The sequence below is a fragment of the Bombilactobacillus sp. ESL1202 genome, assembly GCF_058107125.1.
Window position 1 is genome coordinate 1,175,003 of the sequence record NZ_CM176590.1, and the last position, 21,692, is coordinate 1,196,694.

The window sequence follows — 21,692 nt, forward strand, 5'->3', positions numbered from 1 at the left end:
AACGGGGGACATTATGATGGCTGATTGGCTGTTAATTGCCATAGATATCTTTTTTGTAGTAACGTTAATTTTTAATTTATATTGGCAATCACAAATTGTGGTACATGCCAAATATAAAATTTCCAGCTTAATTATAACGATTTTGTTTGGCGTCTGGGTCTTATCCGTGCCGGAAGATTCGTGGTGGTACGTGGTGATGGTGGCCTCATTTTTAACGGTGACTTTAATGCAAGGGACTGGGGGCATCGGACGTACGCGGTTGATTACAAGTGGCTTTTTCTCGGGATCTTATAATTATCAAAAGTTAACGCATGTTACTTTGATTCCAGTGGAATTGCCTAATACGCCTGCACAAGTGATTTCCATTTTTACGATGGCTAATCGGCAAAATGTTCAGATGACGTTTAAAAATTCGGTTACACAATTACAACAAGAATTGCAGCAAGTTTTACCACAAAATATTGAAATTGAGATTGCTCATATGTAATGGAGCTTCAATAATCTGGTCATGTTTTAGTGTTTAAATAATGGTTCTATAATATTGAGTGTTGATGAGTAATTTCAGCGGTACTTTTTTATAGAACCAATAATCAATCCGGCTTTAAAGCCGAAAATAACCCTGTCTCAAAGAACAATTCTTTTAGTCAGGGTTATTTAAATACGAAACGCTCCTAATAAGGAGCATCCGCGACCATTATAGAGGTCATATTTTCCAATTACTACTATTATTGATAAATGTCAAAAATCAGACTTACTTTTTACAAAATTGGTGATAATAAGCGTGAGAAAAGTTGCTTGAAACGTAACCAGCGTGATTGTTGGGCAATAATTTCAGGAGTTAATAAGGTGCTTTTTTTCAGGTCATTCATAAAAATTTCAGTTAATTGTTGGCTAACTTGGGTGTCGTAGAAGAAAGCATCAGCTTCAAAGTTCAAACTATAACTACGATAATCTTGATTCATAGAACCAATCGCACTAACTTGATTATCAAAGACAGCTGTTTTGGCGTGCATAAAGCCATTATTATAAATATAAACTTCAATATGATGTTCGCTTAATAAGTTGGCATAAAATTGGGTAGCCCGGTAAATAAAGGGATGATCAGGTTTATCCGGAATTAAGATTTTAATTTTAATGCCCGAGCGCGCTGCAACTAGTAGCGCATCAATCATGGGTTCATCCGGAATTAAGTAAGGCGTTTGAATTAAAATACTTTCTTTAGCGCTCATGACTAAGCTCATGAACCCGCCTTTTAAGGTATCAAAATTACTATCGGGACCATCCGAAACGATTTGAATGGGAGTAATGTTTGTTGAATGAGCTAATGTGGTGGGAAAATATTTTTCTTGGAACAATATTTTTTGGTGATGTTTGTCAACAGAAGCGTTCCAATCTAAGATAAAACGTTCCTGCAAAGATAAAGCAGCGTAACCGTAAATACGGACGTGCGTATCGCGCCAATAACCAAATTTAGGCTTTAAACCAAGATACTGATTACCAATATTAAAGCCACCAGTCCAACCAATTTGACCATCAATCACAACAATTTTACGATGCAGATGATAATTTAAGCGGTATTTGGTGACAGCATTTTGGGAAGTAATAAAGGGCATGACTTGACCACCAGCTGCTACTAGTGGGCGAAAGAATTTTTTATTGGCACCGGGCGAGCCCCAACGATCATAAATGACACGAACTTCCACGCCAGCTTGCGCTTTGTTAGTCAAAATCTTTAAAATCTGCCGGCCTAATTCATCATTAAAAAAAGAATAGTATTCTAAGTGAATCGTTTCCAGAGCATTTTCTAAATCGTGAGCCAAAGCAGTAAATTTTTCATGTCCATCAGTAAAAATTTGGGTATCATTATGAATGGTAACCGGAGCATCTTCACTGTGATTAAAATAATCAATTTGTCGTTGTGCCAGTGGTGTGGTATCAGTGGCTGTTAAGGGACGCTTTTGATCGGAATCACGGGTCACCATTTGTTTGAGGCGATCTAAGCCAATGTGTTCGGCATTACTGATCGCAAAAAGATTTTCCTGGGCAATGCCCCGACCAAAAAAAGCAAAAATTAAAAAGCCGATTAACGGTAGCAGAATCAAAACGATTAGCCAAGCTAGAGTGGTCGGAATACTCCGGCGACGGTGAAAAACAGTAATAATTGCAGCAATAGTGTTTAATAATAAGATGAGACTAATTAGGGTGATGACGATGTGCATGAAACGACTCCTTCAAAAGTGTTAGTGGTTAAAAAATGTTGGCGTATCTAAAACAGAATTTGATTGTGAAGTAATTTGAATGGTTAAATCATGAAACTGCATTTTTATTAATTGTTTAAGGCGGATCAAAATTTCTGGCGGTACGGTTTGTTTAAATTTTAAATCTAAAGTACAAGTTGTGGTTGTAAAATGATTGAGTGTGATAATGCCAATGAGAGTAGCAGACTTTTGATTAGTGACACCCCAAATTAAAGCCTGATTAGCCATGATTTGTTTCATCGCTTGATTAATAAATTGCGCTGAACTGGTTAAGTCAGTAGCTAGAAACGTTTGGATGGCTTGACCAGGTAAATAACTTAAAAAATCTAAGCGGTAATTAGCTGTTAATAAAGGATGAAACGTCTTAAATTGAATCATTTTTTTCCTCCAAATTGGGAAATTCAGGATAAATAAATGAATTAAGTTTTTGCAGTACTTCGGCATCATCATGCATTTGTGAGTGTTCACCACTGACACCTAACGCACTATATTCTTGAAATTCTTGAACTTGGTCTTGTAAAATATATTTAATGGAGCGGGCTGAACTAACTGAAACGTACTGATCGGTATTGGAAGCATCGTTAATATTACCATAGACATTTAAGACGCGGGCACTTTGGGGAAACTTAAAGCGATTAAGGTACATCCATAAATATTTAGGCGTCATAAAAGCCGGTTTACCGTTGTCACTAAGCGGATTAATGTTAGGTAAGTCGCCAAAAGCCACTAAGCCGTCAAATGGTCCGGCAATCAAAGCAAGCCGGTTAATAGTTGGTAATGGCCGATTATACGTATTTAAGAGATAAGAAACTAAGGCCACAGCACCTAAAGAATGGCCAATCGCATTATATTGTTGAAAATGGTAACGTTGGCTTAAATCATTTAAAATTTGGTTAAACCAGCGTTCCATGGTACTGGAAGGAATCCAGCGGTCTTTAAAAATTAATTGAATAATTGGATACTTAGCCGTTGACCAATAACCGGAATAGTGAATTTTACTGCGCCAATCAACCGTGGCACGCAAAAAAACGGGCGAACCAGTAATTTTTTGTGCCGAACCAACCATTTTTTCAGTAGTATAATTACCACCACGAAAACCATGAATGTAAAAAGTTGGGATCTGTTCGGTACTTGAATTAACTGAGACTTGTTCGTCCAATTCACAAATCGGAATTTGTGCTGTTTGTGTCAGTGAATGATGCCAAAGTTTCATTTGGGGATAGCCCTCTTGTTTGTAGAGTTAACTATTAAACATGATACAGGTAATAATCGATTAATTCTAGTTGTGAGGAGAAATTATGTCAAAATATTATGCAGTTAAGCGGGGCAAAAAGCCCGGAATTTATCATGATTGGCCAACTTGTCAACGCCAAGTACAGGGCTTTAAGGGGGCAATTTTTAAAAGCTTTACCACGTTAGCCCAAGCACAAGCTTTCTTAAAAATGCCGCTTCAACAAGCTACGGTTAAGAAAGTACAGTCGGATTTGGTCGCACAAGTCAAACTCTATACTGATGGTGGCACTCGTAATACGGGCAATGTGTTAGGGGGGCACGTCAAAGCAACCGATAAAGCCGCCTGGGCGTATTTAATTCAAACGACTTCGCAAGAATATTCAGGAACTAACGGTGTTTTGGGAGCAACCAATAACCAAATGGAATTAACAGCTTTAACCAAAGGCTTAGAGCGATTAGTGGCATTGCAGTTGCACCAGCAAAAAATTGCAGTCATTATGGATTCGCGTTATGTATTGGATGCGATTAATAAAGGCTGGTTAATTGGCTGGCAACGCCGTGGTTGGAAAAAAGCTGCGGGTGATCCAGTCTTAAATGCGCAGCTGTGGCAAAAAATTGCCGCTTTATTACCACAATTTAAGCAAATGAAGTTTTTGTGGACGAAAGGGCATGCGGATAATTCAGGCAATGTTTTTGTAGATAAATTGTTAAATCAAACGATGGATCAAATGTAATAAATATGTACAACTTTGAGCCATGTTGTGTTGAAAAAAACAGTAATTTGAAAGCTTGTCTTAGATATTAAGCTTGAAATTGTTTAACGTTAAACGTTATCTTTTAGATATAAAGGGGGAACATTAAATGGATAAGTTTAATGAATTTCAAAGTTTAAGTAATAATGAATTGAATAAGGTTGTAGGTGGGAAGAAATCTAAATTTTCACAATGGTGGAATGGATTTAAAAATCACATTCTGGAAGTTGATATTTTTAATATTTAATTTGAATCCTGTTCTTAAGAGTATTGTACTTTATGTAATATAAACATGTGGTGCTATTTAATTTTTCTACGACGTTTATGCAATAGTTCTTGATTTAATAACTAATAACTTTTAGATTAGCAAAGACTTTTGGACGAGAGTATTGACTTAACATCTTAATACCATTTACCTATTTTAGTAAGTTGGCTGTAGTGATGGTACAAGCTACCACAACACTTGAACACTTGCTCCGTAATTTCGAAGCTTCCTTTGAACCTATAACTAATAATGCAATTTCTTGGTGGGATTGTAATCTTTAGTTGCTATACTCTCAAAAACCTTAGCATGGAAGTTGTGGACTGACAAACCGGTAGCGGTAAACTATCAATAATCGTGTATTGTGGATCCTTTATTGTAGCTTAATTTTCTGATTAGCGATGTCAGTTTTAATGTATTGAAATAAAGCATTATATCTTTGTGTTAGACGATTAAATCTGGATCTTTCCAGCAAATCAAACAATTTAAGCTAGATTAATAATCGATAAAAACTAAGTTTGTTAGAAAAATCTTGCAGACAATTAACCCCCAGTAATTTGTACGTTTGATAATTTAACATAAGTGAGCATTGTTCTGTCATCGAATAGTAACGGGTACAAATTATTGATAGAGTAGTGTTAAGATATTGATCCAATCTTGAATTAAGATAAGAGATTACTGGTTAAATTTAATTAAGTCTGACATAAGATTTAATTTTTTGAATAGAAATAACTAAAGTGAGACCTAGTCCGGCTTTTTATTTCAACTATTTTTTAACCAATAACACACATTGTAAGTATATAAAGGTTTGTAATTTATCATAAATGATAATTATTTTATTTTAGGATAAATTACTATAACTATTACTTCTGAAATGGATAATATAAAAACCATAAGAAGTCCAGCTGTCATTGATCCAAAGGAATATGATATTCCTTTGTTTATTGAATTTGAAAAGTAATTAGTGTTCACAATGATAAAAGAATTAATAATTAACAAACATAAAAAGCAGGCTATTGTTATAGTTGCTTTTTTTATTGATTTTAATCTAATCCAATTTGAAAATAATATTAAATATAAAAGTACATATATTATTAAAGAAATCGTACCCATGAAATGAGGAGCTGAAATGATATTTAAAATACGTAAATAAACAAAAATATCAGATACTATGATTAGGAAATATAAGCAAAGTAATAACTTGTTACTGCTCTTGTTTTGTTTTTCTTTTTGTTCATAATTATCTAAAATCACAGCATCATCTTTAATTAAATAATCTAAGGAAAGATCAAATAAGTTACTTAAATCAACTAAGGTATTAATATCGGGAAAACTACGATTATTTTCCCAGCCAGAAACAGTTTTCCGCGAAACCATTATTTTTTGTCCTAGTTGTTCTTGTGTTAGATTCATTTTTTTACGATTTAGTTTAATCTTTTCCCCAATTGTCATTTTGTGACCTTCTTGCTTAATTATTTTTTGCTTGTTTATACGCTTACATATTTTTTATTATATGACATTTGTTGATTCTTTTCATTATGAATTTTATTTTTCATCTTGTTTATAATGCGAAGGACATTTTTGGCAGAAAAAAACATGACATGATATCATAATGATTATTTTTAGTGCTAGTTAAGCAATAAAAATCTTTAATGATTAATTTTAAATGTGATAATGTTGTTCTATTAAAACTTTATTACGTTAAACATGCAATCGTTGGCTTTATTGTGTCTTCTAGTTGAACTGGGTATTTCTAATTACCATAGTTTCCAAAGATGTATTTTAAATTATTGATCAATGTATTGGTATTGTGGTAATTATTCCAGTACTACATCTAAACTGTATGATATTATAATGAGTTTTTTAGTTGATTTTGGATATTTGATTCGAAAGTTGAAACTTAAAAAATTAATTTTTGATCAATGAAACCAAAAAGTTGACATGACATTGAGAACAATCGTATTCACTGTTTATCAGAATTCAAAAGTCGGTTATTTACAGATGATTACGCGTGGTGCTAGTTAAAAAATAGTTGAAATAAAAAGCCTGACTAGGCTACACTTTAAATTACCTCTAACAAGAAAGTGATAGCCATTTCAGACCTCCTTAAGTTTAACCAAGATTCTTCTAGCTTGCAATCTTCAATTCAAGTTTGGATTAATATTTTAACCACACTCTATAAAAAGTTTGTGCCCATTACTATTCAAAAACGTCGCAATGTTCATTTAGCTAAACTATCTGACGTACAATTACTGGCTTTAATGTGTTTTCAGGTCCAAATTGGGATGTCTAATCAACGTAGTTTTTATCGTTTATTAAGCTTGTTAAATTTGTTTGATTTACCAGAAAGATCCCAGTTTAATCGTCTAACCCAAAGGTGTGGTGATTTATTTCCATACATTAGAACTGGAATCGTGAACCAGAAAGTTAAATCACAATACACGATTCTTGATAGCTTACCAATACCTGTTTGTCAGCCAGTTCGCAACTTTCGTGCCAAAATTTTTGAGAACCTGGCAGCTAAAGGCCACAATGCCACCAAGAAATTACATTATTATGGTTTCAAAGGTAGTTTTGAAATTACGGATCAAGGTATTGTCGTTGCTTATACCATTACTGAGGCCAACTTGCATGATATCAAAATGGTGCCTGAATTATTAAATCAATATCCTTGTCCGAACGTTTTAGCTGATTTGGGTTATTTAAGTTAAAAACTGAAACAAACACTAGCTCAAGAAGGCATTAATTTTTGGACACCAGTCAGAAAAAATATGAAACAAAAATCTAATAAAGTTAGTCAGCGATTACTGAATAAACGGCGGAGAAAAATTGAGACAGTCTTTTCTCAATGGAACCAAATGTTTGATATTGAACATAATCGTGCCCGTTGTTTAGCGGGATTCAAAAGTAGATTGGAACAATGTTTATTTTGTAGATACTTGGAGAAAAATTAACTAGCACCACGCGTAGATGATTGTGAAAAACAATGAGACTTTGGTCCCAATCTCATTTAGAATTTTTTAGTAAAGACTGGATCTTTTTGTCCCGGCTTTTCAATTTTTTTGCATAAATAATCGATACATAAAAGAGTTATATTGAGTTGTCAGGTCTTCAGCTTGTCAAAGCTAAATTTTAAGTTAAAGTCGCTGGCAGTTGGTATTTGATACTTCATAATTACTTTGTCTTTATTTTTAAGATAGTTATGTCTTTAATAAACGGCTTGCAATATATCTGTCTATAAACAATGATTAATGTTGGTTGATGAATAGTCGATTTTCTATTTTATTAACTAAGTAAAAATTTATTAAGGAGGATATGTCATGAAAAAGAATAATGATAATATCATGTTGTTGAACAATCTAAGTAACCAACTTGGAGATGAGAAACTTTCAAATATTCAAGGAGGAATTTCCAGAAAGCAATGGAATCAATGGAATGCTTGGGGAAAGTGGGCAAGCCATTTTGGAGATATTATTGAAGGTTACACAGGTGCCAGATACTAATTGTTTAGAAAAGGTTTAGCTCAATGCTAAACCTTTATTTTTGTTTGGAGGTTAAATTATATGACTATTATCGATGTGCTGAATATTGTTCAAATTTTCCTTGAAGTTAAATCTTTTGAAAAAATAAAAAAAGAAATTGAAAATTTCGGTTTTAAAGAACAAAATCGATTGTTAGAATATATAGCTTCTCATTATGAAACTATTAATATAGTTGGTTGTATGATGGTTAAGAATCAAGTTAGCATAATTGAAAATGTACTTAATCAATTTAATAAAGTCGTTGACAAAATAATAGTTATGGATACAGGTTCAACTGATGGAACCGTAGAAAAACTTTGTGATATATCTAATTCGAATGAAAAAATTAGCTTTTTTGAAAGAAACTGGGAAGATAATTTTGCTAAAATGAGGAATATAAATCTTAAAAGAGTAGATAGTAATGATTGGATATTTGTTTTAGACTCTGATGAATATATATTGTCCTCTATAGATAATAAACAATTAAAAATATTTCTATCTTGTTTAAATTATCTTTACGGTCAGAAAGCCATTTTGACTATTCATCAATGCAATGAATTTTCTAGTAGTTATGTAACACCAGAAAGAATTTTTATAAAATCAAATAAATATTTTTATGGATTAGTACATGAAGAAATTAGAAGTAATAGTAAAAAATTGATATTAAAGACAACAATAGAAGTAAAAAATTTGGGTAATAGTACGGAAGAGATAAAGAAGTTTGATAAGGCTAATAAATATTCCAGTTTACTGCATAAGATGTCTCAAATTGAACCATCAAATCCTAGATGGCTTTCCTTATATGATGTTAATGAATTAATAAAAACACCAGAAAAATATGATCAATATTTTAGAAAGTTCTTATTATTGGATGTAGATAAAGGATTTGTCTTAGACAATATAAAAATTAGTAATTATACTAAATCGTTGATTTTGAGATATTCTGTTTTTAATTTTAAATTGCAAAGGATTGATATGGTGTATAAAGTGACTAATATTGGTAAAAAAATTTTCCCTAATAATACAAATTTGTTGCTTTTGAATTATTTGTCTCAAAAAATAAAAATTGATTTTAATTATAATTATTTACTAAATAATCTGTTGGAAGATATAAATAAATTAGACAAAAGACTTGTTTATGAAGATACTCAACAAGATGTTGGTAATTTACAAGCTTTAATTGTTCAAATTCTCTTATCTATGGGAAAGTTTGAAAAGGCACATTTAATTTATCAAAGCATTAATGATAAAGATGCTATAGCTTTTTTAAAGAAACAAAATCCTATTTTGGAAAAATAATTTATTTAATTACGCTTAAATGAAAATTAATTTTAAATTATGATAATAATAACATTTTGTTGCTTTATGTATTTTTGCTAGGATTTATGGATATTTAATGTAGATATTTATTGTAAATGAATAATTTCGGTCTTATAATAATGAATGTAAATCCAATTCTAATCATGTAACTTCATAGAATTCTTTTATTGATTTAAGCGTATAGAAATTGAGTATCACGTTTTAGTATAAATCTTTTATAACTTATTCTTAATTACCTATTATTTTTTAATCTTTTTTAGTAAATGAAAGGGGAGTTTATGATGTTAACTTTTGGTCGTAAACCTTTGTATCGTCCGTTGATATTGAGTTTGTTAATTGGTGTGGTATTTGGCTTGTTTGTCGGATCGGTTTGGAATGCAAGTATAGGTTTAGCAGTCTTTGTAGCAGTTATAATTTTGATGGTTTTAAATTATACGCGCAAAATTACGATATTAGATGGTTATTTACAAGTTGATGAGCAAAGAATTTATTATTATCCTACGGCTAGTTTTGGCGATCGGATTGCGTTAATCGTATTACCTTTAAAAAAACCACAAAGTGTAGCAATTAGTGAGGTATCATCTTATCAGATTCAAGGGCGCCATGACAAATTTACTGATGTTAGTTTGCCATTACCGGTTTCAACTTCTTACAGTTCCTTTTTACCGTCAATCTTAGCTACTAAGAATCCGATTATTTTAACCTTAACACTAAAAAATTCACAAACTATTACAATTAATTTATCAATTGATTATGTGTACAATCAAGAAGATTTTCGGCAAAAGTTAGTTAATTTACAACCATATTTACCAAAATAAGAATAATTTGGAGTGATTTTGATGAAACAACGTAGTAAATTTATTGGAGAAATTATCTTAAATATTGTGTTAATTATACTTTCATTACTTAGCTTGACACAACCATTGTTTAATTGGAAAAATCCACTAGATATGATCGGCAACTTATCATTAATTCTGGTAGCTGTCTGGCTGGTATATTCATCAGCTAAGCTAATTACTAATTTTCTTCATGATAATCGGCAAATCAAAACTGTTAAAAAATAAAAATTGGCGCTTTATGATTAGAGGGGGGGAAGTAACAAATGGCACAAAAAAGATAGTGCTTTCTCAGGTGTGGGGACAGAGTTAAAGCAGACGCTGAATAAAAAAGGAATTTGGAATTTATTTATTTAATGTTGTGGACTTTAGCCATTTGCTTAGTTAATGAAATTTTACGATCTGATGTTGCAGTGGCTAACTATCCAATTTGGCTAATTAGTATATTATGTAATAGGAGTTATTATTTGGACATTATTTTTCTAGCAAGTCCAATTGAATAATGCTTCAGTGAAGACGGATGCTAAAAATAAATTTTATTGGACGAATATTGGCAAAACAATTTTATACATTATTTTTAGTATTGCTTTGTTTGACCTAGATCCAATTGGCTAAAAAATATAAGCAATTGTGAAATTAATTAGGAGATTTTTTATATGCTGAAATATTTAATTCCAATAGTATTTATTAGTTTTTGTCTTACTTCACTTTTTATGAATAGATTGCCACAAGCTTCTCAAAACTTAATTATAGATTTTTTGATTTTTGTAGTTACTGCTACTATATTAACTGCTATATTGTATTTTATGAGCGAAAAATTTAGAAATTTACTAAATAAAAATTAAGAATTTATTTATAAAAAATAATGGTTGATAGATGCTGTCTAAAAATTCATCTAGCAACCATTTTCTACGTTTAATAATATTATTTAGACAAATTTAAATTGAATCTGTCCTAATTTTGGGGTACATATCATTTAACGCAACCGTGCCCGTTATTTATCGGTATTCCAAAGTAGATTGGAACAATGCTTATTTATGGACATTTGGAGAAAAATTAATTAGCACTACCATAATAATTTATTAATTAAAAAGGTATTTTAATAATAATCAGTAACAGTAAAATGTCGATCAACAACAATTATTTTGTCACTGTTACTTTCAAACATCAAAGACACTAAATCGCTTTTCTGACTTTGATTGTCTATAACGACTCAATTTAAAAATTTATATCTGCAATGAATAACAACTACTTACTATGCCATCCATACACTCTTTACAAGGGTATAAAGTCGTCAATGTTGGACAAACGTTATAATCAATTGATTAGTTTCAAGCTTAAAATAATTCAATTTAAAGGATAGATTTAAAAATTTACTACAAACATTATAAATATCAAGCAAGCGACTCCAGTGAAATATTTCCCTGGAAATATTCCTTTAACAATCTATGTCTGTACGATGAAGCTTGCAAGGTTGACCAAATAGCCTTAAAATGTAAACGTATAAAAAGCATATTTTTAATGATGTTGTATCGTGCATGGGATGTTTTTGAAAGCAATAAATGAAGAGAGGAATCTAGCATGTTAACTTTTGGTCGTAAACCACTATATCGCCCATTGATACTGAGTTTATTAATTGGTGCAATCTTCGGTTTGTTTGTTGGATCGGTGTGGAATGTAGGTTTAGGTGTAGTAGTTTTTGTCGTAGCTTTTATTTTGATGATTTTAAATTATACACGCAAAATTGCTACATTAGATGGCTATTTACAAGTTGATGAGCAAAGAATTTATTATTACCCAATGGCTAGTTTTGGCGATCGAATGTCTTTAGTTTTATTACCTTTTAAAAAGCCACAAAGTGTCGCGATTAGTGAGGTTTCATCTTACCAAATCCAAGGGCACCACGATAAGTTTGTCGATATTTCCTTACCCTTACCGACTACAACAGCTTATAATGCTTTTGTACCATCAATCTTGGCTACTAAAAATCCGATTATTTTAACGTTAACGCTAAAAAGTGCGCAGACAATTACAATTAATTTATCAATTGATTATGTTTATAACCAAGAAAATTTTCGGCAAAAGCTTACCCAATTACAACCATATTTACCAGAATAAAATTCTAAATGTCCTTATTTAAAAATCATAGTGGGGAGAAGTAATAAATGTCGCAAAAAGAAAGGGCTTTTGCAGGTGTGGGAACAGAAGTAAAGCAGATCCTGAATGCAAAGCGTAATGTGGAATTTACTTATTTAATGCTGTGGACTTTAGCAGTTTGTTTAGTTAATGAAATTTTACGTAGAAATGGATCACATTCGGTAGTAGCTCACTATCAGCTTTTGCTAACTAGTGTTTATGTTATAGGGATTATTATTTGGACACTATTTTACTGGAAAATCAAAATTACTAATGCTTCAGTGAAGACGGACGCTAAAAACATATTTTATATGACTAATATTGGCAAAATTATTTTAGATATTATTTTTAGTGTTGCTTTGTTTCTTGTTTTATAAGCTTATTATCATTTAAAAATCCTACTCGGCTGTTAGCTAGGTAGGATTTTTAATGTGTTTAATTATCTGAAAAGGTCTGCATGTGAGCCAGTGTCAATAAAGCGTACAAACTGACCATCATACTTATAAATTAATAACTAATCTGGTTTGATATGTAGATCACGCTCTGGACTACGGTTAACCAAAGGATGGTCATTATGTTGTAGCGGCAGTGTTTCGTTTTGTAATAGCAAATTATATACTTTTTCAAAATGTTCTTTTTTATAGCGACCTCCTTTTAAATGTTTCTGTAATGACTTTTAAAACGCTTTTCGAAAGCCGGCTTGTAAAAATATTTATTCATTTAACCATTCCAAACCTTCTTTAGCATTATCAAATTCTAAATAGTTTTGGCTTTTGATAGCTGTGGTTAAACGTTCTGTGGGGGGAGAAATTTTAAAGGGGATTCCACCAGTTGCGATGGCTTTTTTTACAAAAATTTGAAATGCCTCACTGGGAATTAATCCAATTTGCTTGATGACCAATTCAAACTCTTTTTTTTCTTGATCGTCCATTCTGAAATTAATTTGACTAGTCATATTTATAGCACCTCCAAACCTATGATAACAAATTATATCGTAGATTTGAAATGTTTTACTGTTTAAAGTATTCACTATTATTCCCCAGGCAATATGTCTGTCACAGAGAGCTTGTAATTTAATTGAAATGGTTTTAAATTGAATCTATCAATAATTTTGTATGATTGCTCTTGCAATTATGTTACAGCGTATTAAGAGGTTTACGTTACTAATCCATAAATTCACGTTAATAAGAAAACGATAATTGTTAATTTTTATGCATTAAAATGAAAAAATATTCAATGAGCTTTAATTAATTTGAGGGAGATGGAAATGATGTCAAATTTCAATGATAATCAATTTGTCAATTTAGTAGAAGATGACCTGGGGACTATTGATGGTGGTTTTATTATACCAGTTGCAGTCTGGGCAATATGGGGAGCAGCAGCGGCGGCCGGATTTACTGGCGGAATTGCTGTAGGCCTCAACCGAGTTAATCGCAAACGCAAATAACTATTATAATGGGGTGATGTGATGCGGGATAAATTAATTGAAGTTTGGAATGCCTATGGAATCTGGATTATTTTTGCTTTTACTACCAGCGTGGGCTTTCTTGGTGGGGTTGTCGTGGGCTTAAATCATATAAATAAATAATAAGGGGTGACCAAATGGATAAATTTCATGGCTTAGACAATTTTAGGCAGTTAGATAATTCTTCTTTGGAACAAGTTAATGGTGGAATACTACCAATATTTATTGGCATTGGAATTATAGTTAGCATTGGTATTGGGGCTACAGGAGGCTACTTTTTTGCCAAACATTTTGGCTAAAAACTAAAAATTATTTATTATTTCAATATGACGGTTTTATTAAAGTGTTGATAGTTGATCTCGTCAACACTTTTTACTTATGTAGCTATCTAAATAATGTTTATATTATATACTTTACACGATAACTAATTATAGGAGAAAAATAATGTTCCCGATCTATTTATTGGAAGATAATTTTGAACAAAGAAGGTTATATGCACAAACAATTGAGAATTTCATTATGATTAATGATTTTCCGATGAAACTTATCTGTGAGACTAATTCCGTTGATAATCTATTGAGTAATATAAATAATCACTATCAAGGACTGTTTTTCTTGGATATGGGAATTAATGGTCAAAAGGAGGCTGGTTTAAAAGTAGCAACTATAATCCGAGAAAAAATTCCCAACGCACAGATTGTTTTCATTACGATTCATAGTGAACTTTCGTTTAAAACGCTTGAGTTAAGGATATCCCCACTAGATTTTATTTTAAAAGATTCAGGAATTGATCGTATTAAAAGTTGCATTAAAACAGATATAGTTAGAGTCAATGAACTGTTAAAATCTAATAAATATCAAAAAGAAAATATTTTTTCCTACCATATAGGATCACGTTATTTTTCGGTTCCTATTGCTGAAGTTGTTTATATAAATACTATTAAATTCAGGCCAGGAAGGGTTCACTTACATACCCTTAATAAAGAATCTGAATTTGTTGATAACTTGACTAATTTAGAACGAAAGTATCCGATGTTATTTCGCAGTGACAAGAGTTATTTGGTAAACTTAGATTTGTTAAAGTGTTTTAATTACAATGATCGTAAAATCTCTTTTATAGATGACAGTGAAGCCTTTGTATCGGTCAGAAAAGCACGTGAAATAGTAAAATTGTTAAAATCAAAATAGTTTGGGGGATTTGGTAGTGAAGTACAATAAAATTTATGTTTCTCAAGTTGATGAAGAAGATTGTGGTGTCGCTGCTTTAGCGATGATTTTGAAAAATTATGGTTCTGAATTTTCGTTAGCACGGTTACGGACTTTTACGAAGACCACTAGTGAAGGCACCACAGCCTTAGGTTTGAAGAAAGCCGCAGAACATTTTGGCTTTGAAGTAAAAGCTTTAAAAGCTGATATGAGTATTTTTCAAATGAAGGATGTTCCGTATCCATTTATAGCGCATGTTATTAAAGATAGTGGCCTATTGCATTATTATGTTGTTTTACAATCAACAAGTAAATATATTTTGATTGCTGATCCGGATCCTGATGTACGTGTGACAAAAATGTCACGGGAACAGTTTGCTAAAGAATGGACGGGCGTGAGCTTGTTTTTTGCACCGAAACCGACTTACCAGCCGGTCAAAGATCAACAAAAAACTTCGTTAGCGCAATTTTTACCCATCATTTTTAAACAAAAGAAGTTGTTGGTCAACATTATCTTAGCAGCTTTATTAGTCACTTTAATCAGTATTTTGGGTTCATATTTTCTCCAAAGTTTAATTGATACATATATTCCCAATAATATGCTTCACACCTTATCAATTATTGCTTTCGGTTTAATTATTGCTTACGTTTTTCAAGCAATTTTTTCGTACGCCCAAAACTTTCTCTTAGCTATTTTGGGGCAACGGTTGTCCATTGAAATTATTTTAGGCTACGTACGCCACATTTTTGAATTACCAATGTCGTTTTTTACGACCCGGAAAACGGGAGATATCATTTCCCGGTTTAATGATGCCAGCAAAATTATTGACGCTTTAGCTAGTTCCATCATTTCTATTGGTTTGGACTTAACCATTGTGGTAATTATGGGGACAGTTTTAACGTTACAAAATGGTACGCTGTTTTTAATTACGTTAATTGCATTGCCTGTTTACATTGTCATTATTTGGGCATTTAACAAGCCATTTGAAACTTTAAATCGTAAACAAATGGAAAGTGGCGCCGCTTTAGATTCTTCTATTATTGAAGATTTACACGGGATTGAAACTATTAAGTCGTTATCCAGTGAACAACAGAGTTATCAAAAAGTCGATCATGAATTTGTGGATTTACTCCAGAAAAATCTGAAATATACGAAAGCCGATCAATTACAGCAGGCGCTGAAGCTCTTTGTGCAATTAGGTTTAGGAGTCGTGGTTTTGTGGACTGGTTCTAGATTAGTGGTGAAAAATGTTTTGACGGTCGGGCAATTAATGACCTTTAATGCCTTGTTGACGTATTTTACTAACCCCCTGCAAAATATTGTGAATCTGCAACCGAAACTGCAAAGCGCCAAGGTGGCTAATAATCGACTCAATGAAATTTATTTAGTGGAATCGGAATTTAAACAAGAACGTCCCCTCAAAGAGACTGCTTTATTAGCAGGTGATCTACAATTAAAAGATGTTAGCTATCGTTACGGCTATGGTCAAGATGTCCTGCACGAAATCAATTTAACGATTAAAGCTGGCTCCAAATTAACGATTGTGGGAATGAGCGGTTCTGGCAAATCCACCATGGTAAAATTATTAGTTGATTTTTTTGAGCCGACCAAAGGTCAAGTTTTGATTAATGACCACAACGTCAAGGAAATTGCTAAAACTACCCTGCGCCATCAGATTGTTTATGTCCCCCAAGATCCATACGTTTTTTCAGGAACCATTTTGGAAAACCTCCAATTAGGTAATCGCCCAGGAGTTACGTTTGATGATGTGCGCCAAGCATGTGCGGTGGCCCAAATTAAATCTGATATTGAACAAATGTCTTTGCAATATGAAACTCAACTGGATGAAAATGGGGATATCTTATCCGGAGGTCAAAAACAACGGTTAACGATTGCGCGCGCTTTACTTTCACCAGCCCAGGTTTTGATTTTTGATGAATCAACTAGTGGCTTGGACGCGATTACGGAAGCCAAGTTAGTGGATGCTTTATTGAAGTTGCCGCAAACCGTGATTTTTATTGCCCACCGTTTAGCGATTGCCGAAAAAACGAATAACATTGTCGTTTTAAAACAGGGGCAATTAATTGAACAAGGTACGCACGAAGAATTGGTGGCCCAGCAAGGCGAATACTTCCGCTTATTAAATGCAACGGGAGGTGGATTAAATGGATAAGTCCCAATTAGAAAGTAGCGAATTTTATCATGCCCGCTTTAATAATTTTTCAACACTCCTAATTCTACCGGTTGCTATTTTGGTTGTGTTGGTAGTTTTATTTTCTTTGATTGGTCAACGCGAAATTACGATCAAAGCGCCTGGTCAAATTGACTCTGGTAAGGCAGTATCCATTTTACAATCCACGAGTAACAATCAAATTACGCATGATTATTTAAAAGAGGGAGCCCGGGTTCACAAAGGTCAATTATTGGTCACTTATCAGTCAAAATCCCTCCAACGGCAGTCAACTTTATTACAGCAACAACAAAAACTATTTCAACAACAGTTAGCCGCGTTAACGACTTTAAAAGATAGTTTGCAGCAAAATCAAGATTTGTTTGCTCAGACCGATCAATTTGGCTATGAAGATCTGTATCACAGCTATCAAAATCAGCGACAGGTTTATCTGCTGGAAAATGATTTATTACAACAAAAGTCCCAAACCAATACGGATAAGAAGAATAAATTGGTTGCTAGTTTAAATCTGAGTTTACAAACAGCACAAACGAAATTGACGGCTTATCAAAATATTGCTCAAGCTATTAAACAAGGTTCTGATCCAGGAAATTCTGCTTATCGTTATTTATATACAGCTTATATTGCCGCGCAACAGACGCAAGACCCGAGTGCTGCCAAGGCCGATGCTTTAAGTAATCTTCAACAACAAATCGACCAATTGCAAGACAGTATTCAAGCGACGAACCAGCAAAAAATAGAATTAACCGATTTTGATAGCAGTCAATATGACGTAGCTACCAATCAGCAAAAATTAGCGAGTTTACAAAATGAACAATTAAAGTCTTGTTCCCAACAACAAGTTGATCTGAAACAAAAACAGGCACAAAATAATTTAAAACTAAAAGAAGTTCAAAATTCAAAGAATGATTTAAAAGTTAAAGCCCCGATTGCCGGTATTGTGCATGTGTTAAATCCCAATCAGCGTAATAAATTAGTGGGGACGGGCACCCCGCTGGCACAAATTTATCCGCCGCTGACGGTGCAAAAGCCACTTAAATTACAAGCTTATGTTGCACCTAATGATATTTCAACTGTACGGCGGACACAAACTTTGCGGGTGAAAATTAGTCGGAATGTGCCGACACCGATTGTTTTGAGTGGTCGGATTAAGACGATTAGTATTGCACCAGTGACCGTAGGTAAGAGCAATTATTATGTTGTTGAAGCTTGGGCGCAAGTACCAGCCAACCAACTTGCTAATTTACATTATGGCATGTCCGGACAGGGATCCATTATCACCGGCCGCGAATCGTTTTTCACTTATTATAAGAATCGTTTATTTAATCAAGAAGATAAGTAAGTAGATAAAAAAGGCGGGGTTAAAAGTCGCGCAACTGCGGCCTTTTATCTCGCCTTTTTACATACTATAATAATTATCTTTTAAAATAAATTTTGGAAAAAGTTCACAATACTAGACCAAATTTGTTGCAAGAAGTTTTGATTTTGCGGGGTATTAACTTTGTTAAACAAGTCTTGGGCGTGACTCTTGATATCTGAGCTTAACTTATTGGCTTGCTGTCTAAAATTACCATTCTTCAACGCACCGGAATCACGCACTTGAATCAAAATATTAATAATTTGTTGTTTTTGGTTATCAGTAATAATATTTTGTAAATTATTATTTTCAATGGTGTTATTGACGATATTGGTAATTTGATTAACGGTGACGTTATTACCAATTTTTGCCATTTCGCCCTTAGCTTGCGCGACCGCATTATTTAATTGCGTATCACTATAACCTTGTTGACCTTTGTTTTGTTGACTAATTTGACTGAGCGTTCCCATTTCATTTTGCGCAGCAGCAACTTGATTTTCATTGAGTTGCTTGCCGTTTTGAGCAAAAGCAGCGTACACCCCAGCTAAAGCACCAGAACCATCAATCGGAGTCGCTGAAGTTACATAAATATTAGCGTCACTAATCCCCGCAGTTAAAGCGGCATTGCGATATTGGTTAGCGGTAATCTTAGTAATATTATTTTGACCGTCATATTTTAAAATTTGAACGTTGATACCGGAACCGCGGCTAGTTTTTTCAATTAAGGCCGAGGACCAAACTCCGGACTGGTCGGTAAAATTATCCCCAGCAGGATTCAGATATTGAACTAAAGTGGCACCAGTGATGGAAATTTGTTGAAAATTTTTATTTTGAATTTGATTGGATAGAACGTCAATTGTCCCTTGTTTTTGCCCGTTAGATAAGGAATCACCTAAAGTCATGACGGGCGTGTCCCAATTATTGTCGGCTTGTGTGGTTGTTGCGGTAAACATGAAGCTGGCAACCAAGACGGTTAACAGGGTTAAAAAACGAGTCTGTAATTTCATGGTATTTCCTCCTCGTAGGAATCTAGTCTTATTATAGCAATTTAACGAAATAGTGACTACTTTTGCGCAAAGATTAATCACTAGTGTGAAGAATGTGAAATATGACGGAGAAACGTAAAGAATATTAATTCGAAGGTTGGAACAAAAAGTACCGTTCTCTTTTTAGTTAGATCAATTTTTTACAATCTTATTTTGCAATGTCTACCACAAAAATTGTGTGCACCTTCCCGTGTACATTATAATAGGCTTGAAGGTGAAAAAATGGACAATTATACGCCAACGCAAGCACGTCAAAATTTTTTTGGAATTATCAAAGCTGTTAGTCAGCAAAGAAAACCAATTATGATCTCTTCTAAGAGAAATGGTCATGATGAAGATGCGGTGATCGTCAGTAAAAAAGATTGGGATGCGATGGTTGAAACGGTCTATTTAGAAAATACTGGGACATTGGCTAAAGTTAATGGTCGACAAAAAAATCACAGTGGCTTTACTGAGGTAGATCAAATTGATTGGGATAGTCTATGACATACAAAGTAATAATTAAAAATTCTGCTAAAAGTGATTTGAGAAAACTGAAACAGTCTCATTTAAAGGAGCGTTTCTTAGAAGTTGGTGCTGATTTAAAAGACAAAAGACACAATCAGTAGAAAAATTGCAACCGCCCAGTAAAGTTCTATCTTCTATCAGAGTTAACGCACAGCATCGGGTGATTTATTCAGTCGATGACCAGCAGCAAGTTGTGAAGATTTATTCTGCCTGGAACCACTATGAATAAACATCTAAGTTTAGACTGATGTTTGCGTGAACTATTTTTCTATTAATTTCTTAATTAAATGTGGTATACTCAAGATTCTAGGTAGCACAGATAAATGAACTTCAATTTAATTTAAGGAGTTAAACAAATGAAAATAGTTGTTTTGGCCGGTGGCCGCAGCACTGAACGCAATGTTTCACTATCGTCTGGTGTTAAAATTACTAATGCTTTACGTTCCAAGGGTTATGAAGTGGCATTGGTGGATTCGTTCTTAGGACAAGAGTTGGCAGCTGATCAAACGCCAGCTGATTTGTTTACTACGGAGTTAGCTGACGAAACAAAGTTAGTGATTGACGATGAAGTCTTGACTGATGACAAGATTAATGCTTTACGTACCGACGGCACGCGGGGATTATTAGGCAAAAATGTGTTACGGATTTGTCAAGTCGCCGATTTAGTCTACCTTGGTTTACATGGTGAAGATGGCGAGAATGGCAAGGTTCAAGCCGTATTAGACGTTTTTGATATTCGTTATACTGGTAGTGGTCCGCTAGCTTCTGGTTTAGCAATGAATAAGAAGTTTTCTAAGGAAGTTTTTGTCCAAAACCAAATTCCCACAGCTGCGTATATCACGACTAAAACACCACAAGTAGCGGAGTCAGATATTCCGTTTGATTTTCCCGTAGTGGTGAAGCCAGCAAATGGCGGCTCCAGTGTTGGAACGCATATTGTGCAAAATTATGCGGATTTGGCCGCTAGTTTGGCGGATGCTTTCTTGTTTGATGATGAAGTTTTAATTGAAAAATATATTAAAGGTCGTGAATTTTCGGTAGCAATTATTGATGGTCAAGTTTTGCCACCCGTAGAGATTGTGGTGACAACTGGTTGGTATGATTTTCAACATAAGTTCCAAGATAATGATCAAACCCAATTCATTACCCCACCAAAATTGGATCCGGCAACTAGTCAAGTTTTAGAAAAATTAACGCGCCAAACCTTTTCGGCGTTAGATATGCAGAATTATGGCCGCATTGATTTCTTAGTTAGTGATGAAGGAGCCTACGTGATGGAAGCTAATTCCTTACCAGGTATGACACCACGGTCTTTAATTCCCCGGGAAGCTGAAGTAGTAGGGATTAGCTATCCCGATTTATGCGAAAAAATTATTCAAAGTAAATGGAACTGGTACGAACAACAAGACCAGTCGTAAAATTATGTTCAGTAGAAAAATGACCTCCTTTTCCGCTTAAAGAAAGGGAGGTCATTTTTTAAATTAGGGCGCGTTTGACAAATTGCTGTATTTATAAGTTAATTCACCGCTTAGCAGCAGTGCAAATAAAACTTGACTTGCAGTGGCGTAACGTGGCCCCATCGTTAAATTTTAAACCGACATT

At 33.5% G+C, this 21,692-nt stretch carries 23 protein-coding genes and 2 pseudogenes; 18 read left to right on the plus strand and 7 right to left on the minus strand.

The genetic code is table 11. From position 1 onward, the window contains the following. Nucleotides 1–16: 16 nt before the first annotated feature. Complete coding sequence (locus tag AC3B7A_RS05230; protein WP_489755082.1) at nt 17–487, plus strand: hypothetical protein; 471 nt, start codon at nt 17–19, stop codon at nt 485–487. Between the two features lie 271 nt (nt 488–758). On the opposite strand, the gene cls is transcribed toward AC3B7A_RS05230, so the two are convergent. Genes cls through AC3B7A_RS05245 form a run of 3 tightly spaced genes read right to left on the minus strand, consistent with a single transcriptional unit; the run spans nt 759 to nt 3,471 of the window. Next, complete coding sequence (cls, locus tag AC3B7A_RS05235; protein ID WP_489755083.1) at nt 759–2,219, minus strand: cardiolipin synthase; 1,461 nt, start codon at nt 2,217–2,219, stop codon at nt 759–761. Between the two features lie 21 nt (nt 2,220–2,240). Beyond that, nucleotides 2,241–2,636: a hypothetical protein gene (locus AC3B7A_RS05240; RefSeq protein WP_489755084.1), complete on the minus strand. Its 396-nt coding sequence runs from the start codon at nt 2,634–2,636 to the stop codon at nt 2,241–2,243. After that, nucleotides 2,623–3,471, minus strand: coding sequence for an alpha/beta hydrolase (locus tag AC3B7A_RS05245; protein ID WP_489755085.1), 849 nt, complete (start codon nt 3,469–3,471; stop codon nt 2,623–2,625). The genes AC3B7A_RS05240 and AC3B7A_RS05245 overlap by 14 nt, the downstream gene beginning before the upstream one ends. Nucleotides 3,472–3,553: 82 nt before the next feature. On the opposite strand from AC3B7A_RS05245, the gene AC3B7A_RS05250 reads away from it, so the two are divergent. Together AC3B7A_RS05250 and AC3B7A_RS05255 are read left to right on the plus strand one after the other, a co-directional pair. Next, a complete protein-coding gene (locus tag AC3B7A_RS05250) occupies nt 3,554–4,225 on the plus strand; it encodes a ribonuclease H family protein (protein WP_489756553.1) in 672 nt (223 codons plus the stop codon). 127 nt (nt 4,226–4,352) lie between these two features. Continuing rightward, nucleotides 4,353–4,490, plus strand: coding sequence for a ComC/BlpC family leader-containing pheromone/bacteriocin (locus tag AC3B7A_RS05255; RefSeq protein WP_489755086.1), 138 nt, complete (start codon nt 4,353–4,355; stop codon nt 4,488–4,490). 846 nt (nt 4,491–5,336) lie between these two features. Here AC3B7A_RS05255 and AC3B7A_RS05260 read toward each other — a convergent pair. Then, a complete protein-coding gene (locus tag AC3B7A_RS05260; RefSeq protein WP_489755087.1) occupies nt 5,337–5,957 on the minus strand; it encodes a helix-turn-helix domain-containing protein in 621 nt (206 codons plus the stop codon). Between the two features lie 641 nt (nt 5,958–6,598). Here AC3B7A_RS05260 and AC3B7A_RS05265 point away from each other — a divergent pair. The 8 genes and pseudogenes from AC3B7A_RS05265 (at nt 6,599) to AC3B7A_RS05300 (ending at nt 12,695) form a co-directional block, all read left to right on the plus strand. Then, a pseudogene (locus AC3B7A_RS05265) lies at nt 6,599–7,463 on the plus strand (IS982 family transposase). Nucleotides 7,464–7,825: 362 nt separating this feature from the next. Beyond that, the gene (locus AC3B7A_RS05270) at nt 7,826–8,008 is read left to right on the plus strand and encodes a hypothetical protein (RefSeq protein ID WP_489755088.1); all 183 of its coding nucleotides are present in this window, start codon (nt 7,826–7,828) and stop codon (nt 8,006–8,008) included. Between the two features lie 60 nt (nt 8,009–8,068). Beyond that, nucleotides 8,069–9,325, plus strand: coding sequence for a glycosyltransferase (locus tag AC3B7A_RS05275; protein ID WP_489755089.1), 1,257 nt, complete (start codon nt 8,069–8,071; stop codon nt 9,323–9,325). 299 nt (nt 9,326–9,624) lie between these two features. Beyond that, entirely contained in the window at nt 9,625–10,164 is a 540-nt protein-coding gene (locus AC3B7A_RS05280; protein WP_489755090.1) for a hypothetical protein, read from the plus strand. Between the two features lie 21 nt (nt 10,165–10,185). Further along, on the plus strand, nt 10,186–10,410 hold the full coding sequence (locus AC3B7A_RS05285) for a hypothetical protein (RefSeq protein WP_489755091.1): 225 nt from the start codon (nt 10,186–10,188) through the stop codon (nt 10,408–10,410). Between the two features lie 428 nt (nt 10,411–10,838). Further along, on the plus strand, nt 10,839–11,027 hold the full coding sequence (locus tag AC3B7A_RS05290) for a hypothetical protein (protein WP_489755092.1): 189 nt from the start codon (nt 10,839–10,841) through the stop codon (nt 11,025–11,027). Between the two features lie 736 nt (nt 11,028–11,763). Next, nucleotides 11,764–12,300, plus strand: a complete 537-nt coding sequence (locus tag AC3B7A_RS05295) for a hypothetical protein (RefSeq protein WP_489755093.1) — start codon at nt 11,764–11,766, stop codon at nt 12,298–12,300. A gap of 47 nt (nt 12,301–12,347) precedes the next feature. Continuing rightward, nucleotides 12,348–12,695 (plus strand): hypothetical protein, encoded by a 348-nt coding sequence (locus tag AC3B7A_RS05300; RefSeq protein ID WP_489755094.1) that lies wholly within the window; start codon nt 12,348–12,350, stop codon nt 12,693–12,695. A gap of 62 nt (nt 12,696–12,757) precedes the next feature. On the opposite strand, the pseudogene AC3B7A_RS05305 reads toward AC3B7A_RS05300, so the two are convergent. Both AC3B7A_RS05305 and AC3B7A_RS05310 read right to left on the minus strand, forming a co-directional pair. After that, nucleotides 12,758–13,038, minus strand: a pseudogene (locus tag AC3B7A_RS05305) (type II toxin-antitoxin system YafQ family toxin). Continuing rightward, entirely contained in the window at nt 13,031–13,273 is a 243-nt protein-coding gene (locus tag AC3B7A_RS05310) for a type II toxin-antitoxin system RelB/DinJ family antitoxin (protein ID WP_489755095.1), read from the minus strand. The pseudogene AC3B7A_RS05305 and the gene AC3B7A_RS05310 overlap by 8 nt, the downstream one beginning before the upstream one ends. 315 nt (nt 13,274–13,588) lie before the next feature. On the opposite strand from AC3B7A_RS05310, the gene AC3B7A_RS05315 reads away from it, so the two are divergent. The 5 genes from AC3B7A_RS05315 (at nt 13,589) to AC3B7A_RS05335 (ending at nt 18,522) form a co-directional block, all read left to right on the plus strand. Then, nucleotides 13,589–13,765 (plus strand): class IIb bacteriocin, lactobin A/cerein 7B family, encoded by a 177-nt coding sequence (locus AC3B7A_RS05315; protein ID WP_489755096.1) that lies wholly within the window; start codon nt 13,589–13,591, stop codon nt 13,763–13,765. Between the two features lie 155 nt (nt 13,766–13,920). After that, nucleotides 13,921–14,082, plus strand: coding sequence for a class IIb bacteriocin, lactobin A/cerein 7B family (locus AC3B7A_RS05320; RefSeq protein ID WP_489755097.1), 162 nt, complete (start codon nt 13,921–13,923; stop codon nt 14,080–14,082). Nucleotides 14,083–14,245: 163 nt separating this feature from the next. Continuing rightward, entirely contained in the window at nt 14,246–14,971 is a 726-nt protein-coding gene (locus AC3B7A_RS05325) for a response regulator transcription factor (RefSeq protein ID WP_489755098.1), read from the plus strand. A gap of 10 nt (nt 14,972–14,981) precedes the next feature. Further along, complete coding sequence (locus AC3B7A_RS05330) at nt 14,982–17,162, plus strand: peptide cleavage/export ABC transporter (protein ID WP_489755099.1); 2,181 nt, start codon at nt 14,982–14,984, stop codon at nt 17,160–17,162. Further along, nucleotides 17,155–18,522 (plus strand): bacteriocin secretion accessory protein, encoded by a 1,368-nt coding sequence (locus AC3B7A_RS05335; protein WP_489755100.1) that lies wholly within the window; start codon nt 17,155–17,157, stop codon nt 18,520–18,522. The genes AC3B7A_RS05330 and AC3B7A_RS05335 overlap by 8 nt, the downstream gene beginning before the upstream one ends. An 80-nt stretch (nt 18,523–18,602) precedes the next feature. Here AC3B7A_RS05335 and AC3B7A_RS05340 read toward each other — a convergent pair whose 3' ends face one another. Continuing rightward, nucleotides 18,603–19,544, minus strand: coding sequence for a DUF1002 domain-containing protein (locus AC3B7A_RS05340; protein ID WP_489755101.1), 942 nt, complete (start codon nt 19,542–19,544; stop codon nt 18,603–18,605). Nucleotides 19,545–19,805: 261 nt separating this feature from the next. Between AC3B7A_RS05340 and AC3B7A_RS05345 the strand changes: the two genes are divergently transcribed. Continuing rightward, a complete protein-coding gene (locus AC3B7A_RS05345) occupies nt 19,806–20,069 on the plus strand; it encodes a type II toxin-antitoxin system Phd/YefM family antitoxin (RefSeq protein ID WP_489755102.1) in 264 nt (87 codons plus the stop codon). Nucleotides 20,070–20,446: 377 nt separating this feature from the next. Further along, a complete protein-coding gene (locus AC3B7A_RS05350) occupies nt 20,447–21,508 on the plus strand; it encodes a D-alanine--D-alanine ligase family protein (protein WP_489755103.1) in 1,062 nt (353 codons plus the stop codon). Nucleotides 21,509–21,692 lie beyond the last annotated feature (184 nt).

What these genes read in the sequence shown, in the direction of transcription:
- AC3B7A_RS05230 (WP_489755082.1), top strand. Translation starts at nt 17, where the DNA reads ATGGCTGATTGGCTGTTAATTGCCATAGATATCTTTTTTGTAGTAACG.
- cls (WP_489755083.1), bottom strand. Translation starts at nt 2,219, where the DNA reads ATGCACATCGTCATCACCCTAATTAGTCTCATCTTATTATTAAACACT.
- AC3B7A_RS05240 (WP_489755084.1), bottom strand. Translation starts at nt 2,636, where the DNA reads ATGATTCAATTTAAGACGTTTCATCCTTTATTAACAGCTAATTACCGC.
- AC3B7A_RS05245 (WP_489755085.1), bottom strand. Translation starts at nt 3,471, where the DNA reads ATGAAACTTTGGCATCATTCACTGACACAAACAGCACAAATTCCGATT.
- AC3B7A_RS05255 (WP_489755086.1), top strand. Translation starts at nt 4,353, where the DNA reads ATGGATAAGTTTAATGAATTTCAAAGTTTAAGTAATAATGAATTGAAT.
- AC3B7A_RS05260 (WP_489755087.1), bottom strand. Translation starts at nt 5,957, where the DNA reads ATGACAATTGGGGAAAAGATTAAACTAAATCGTAAAAAAATGAATCTA.
- AC3B7A_RS05270 (WP_489755088.1), top strand. Translation starts at nt 7,826, where the DNA reads ATGAAAAAGAATAATGATAATATCATGTTGTTGAACAATCTAAGTAAC.
- AC3B7A_RS05275 (WP_489755089.1), top strand. Translation starts at nt 8,069, where the DNA reads ATGACTATTATCGATGTGCTGAATATTGTTCAAATTTTCCTTGAAGTT.
- AC3B7A_RS05280 (WP_489755090.1), top strand. Translation starts at nt 9,625, where the DNA reads ATGATGTTAACTTTTGGTCGTAAACCTTTGTATCGTCCGTTGATATTG.
- AC3B7A_RS05285 (WP_489755091.1), top strand. Translation starts at nt 10,186, where the DNA reads ATGAAACAACGTAGTAAATTTATTGGAGAAATTATCTTAAATATTGTG.
- AC3B7A_RS05290 (WP_489755092.1), top strand. Translation starts at nt 10,839, where the DNA reads ATGCTGAAATATTTAATTCCAATAGTATTTATTAGTTTTTGTCTTACT.
- AC3B7A_RS05295 (WP_489755093.1), top strand. Translation starts at nt 11,764, where the DNA reads ATGTTAACTTTTGGTCGTAAACCACTATATCGCCCATTGATACTGAGT.
- AC3B7A_RS05300 (WP_489755094.1), top strand. Translation starts at nt 12,348, where the DNA reads ATGTCGCAAAAAGAAAGGGCTTTTGCAGGTGTGGGAACAGAAGTAAAG.
- AC3B7A_RS05310 (WP_489755095.1), bottom strand. Translation starts at nt 13,273, where the DNA reads ATGACTAGTCAAATTAATTTCAGAATGGACGATCAAGAAAAAAAAGAG.
- AC3B7A_RS05315 (WP_489755096.1), top strand. Translation starts at nt 13,589, where the DNA reads ATGTCAAATTTCAATGATAATCAATTTGTCAATTTAGTAGAAGATGAC.
- AC3B7A_RS05320 (WP_489755097.1), top strand. Translation starts at nt 13,921, where the DNA reads ATGGATAAATTTCATGGCTTAGACAATTTTAGGCAGTTAGATAATTCT.
- AC3B7A_RS05335 (WP_489755100.1), top strand. Translation starts at nt 17,155, where the DNA reads ATGGATAAGTCCCAATTAGAAAGTAGCGAATTTTATCATGCCCGCTTT.
- AC3B7A_RS05340 (WP_489755101.1), bottom strand. Translation starts at nt 19,544, where the DNA reads ATGAAATTACAGACTCGTTTTTTAACCCTGTTAACCGTCTTGGTTGCC.
- AC3B7A_RS05345 (WP_489755102.1), top strand. Translation starts at nt 19,806, where the DNA reads ATGGACAATTATACGCCAACGCAAGCACGTCAAAATTTTTTTGGAATT.
- AC3B7A_RS05350 (WP_489755103.1), top strand. Translation starts at nt 20,447, where the DNA reads ATGAAAATAGTTGTTTTGGCCGGTGGCCGCAGCACTGAACGCAATGTT.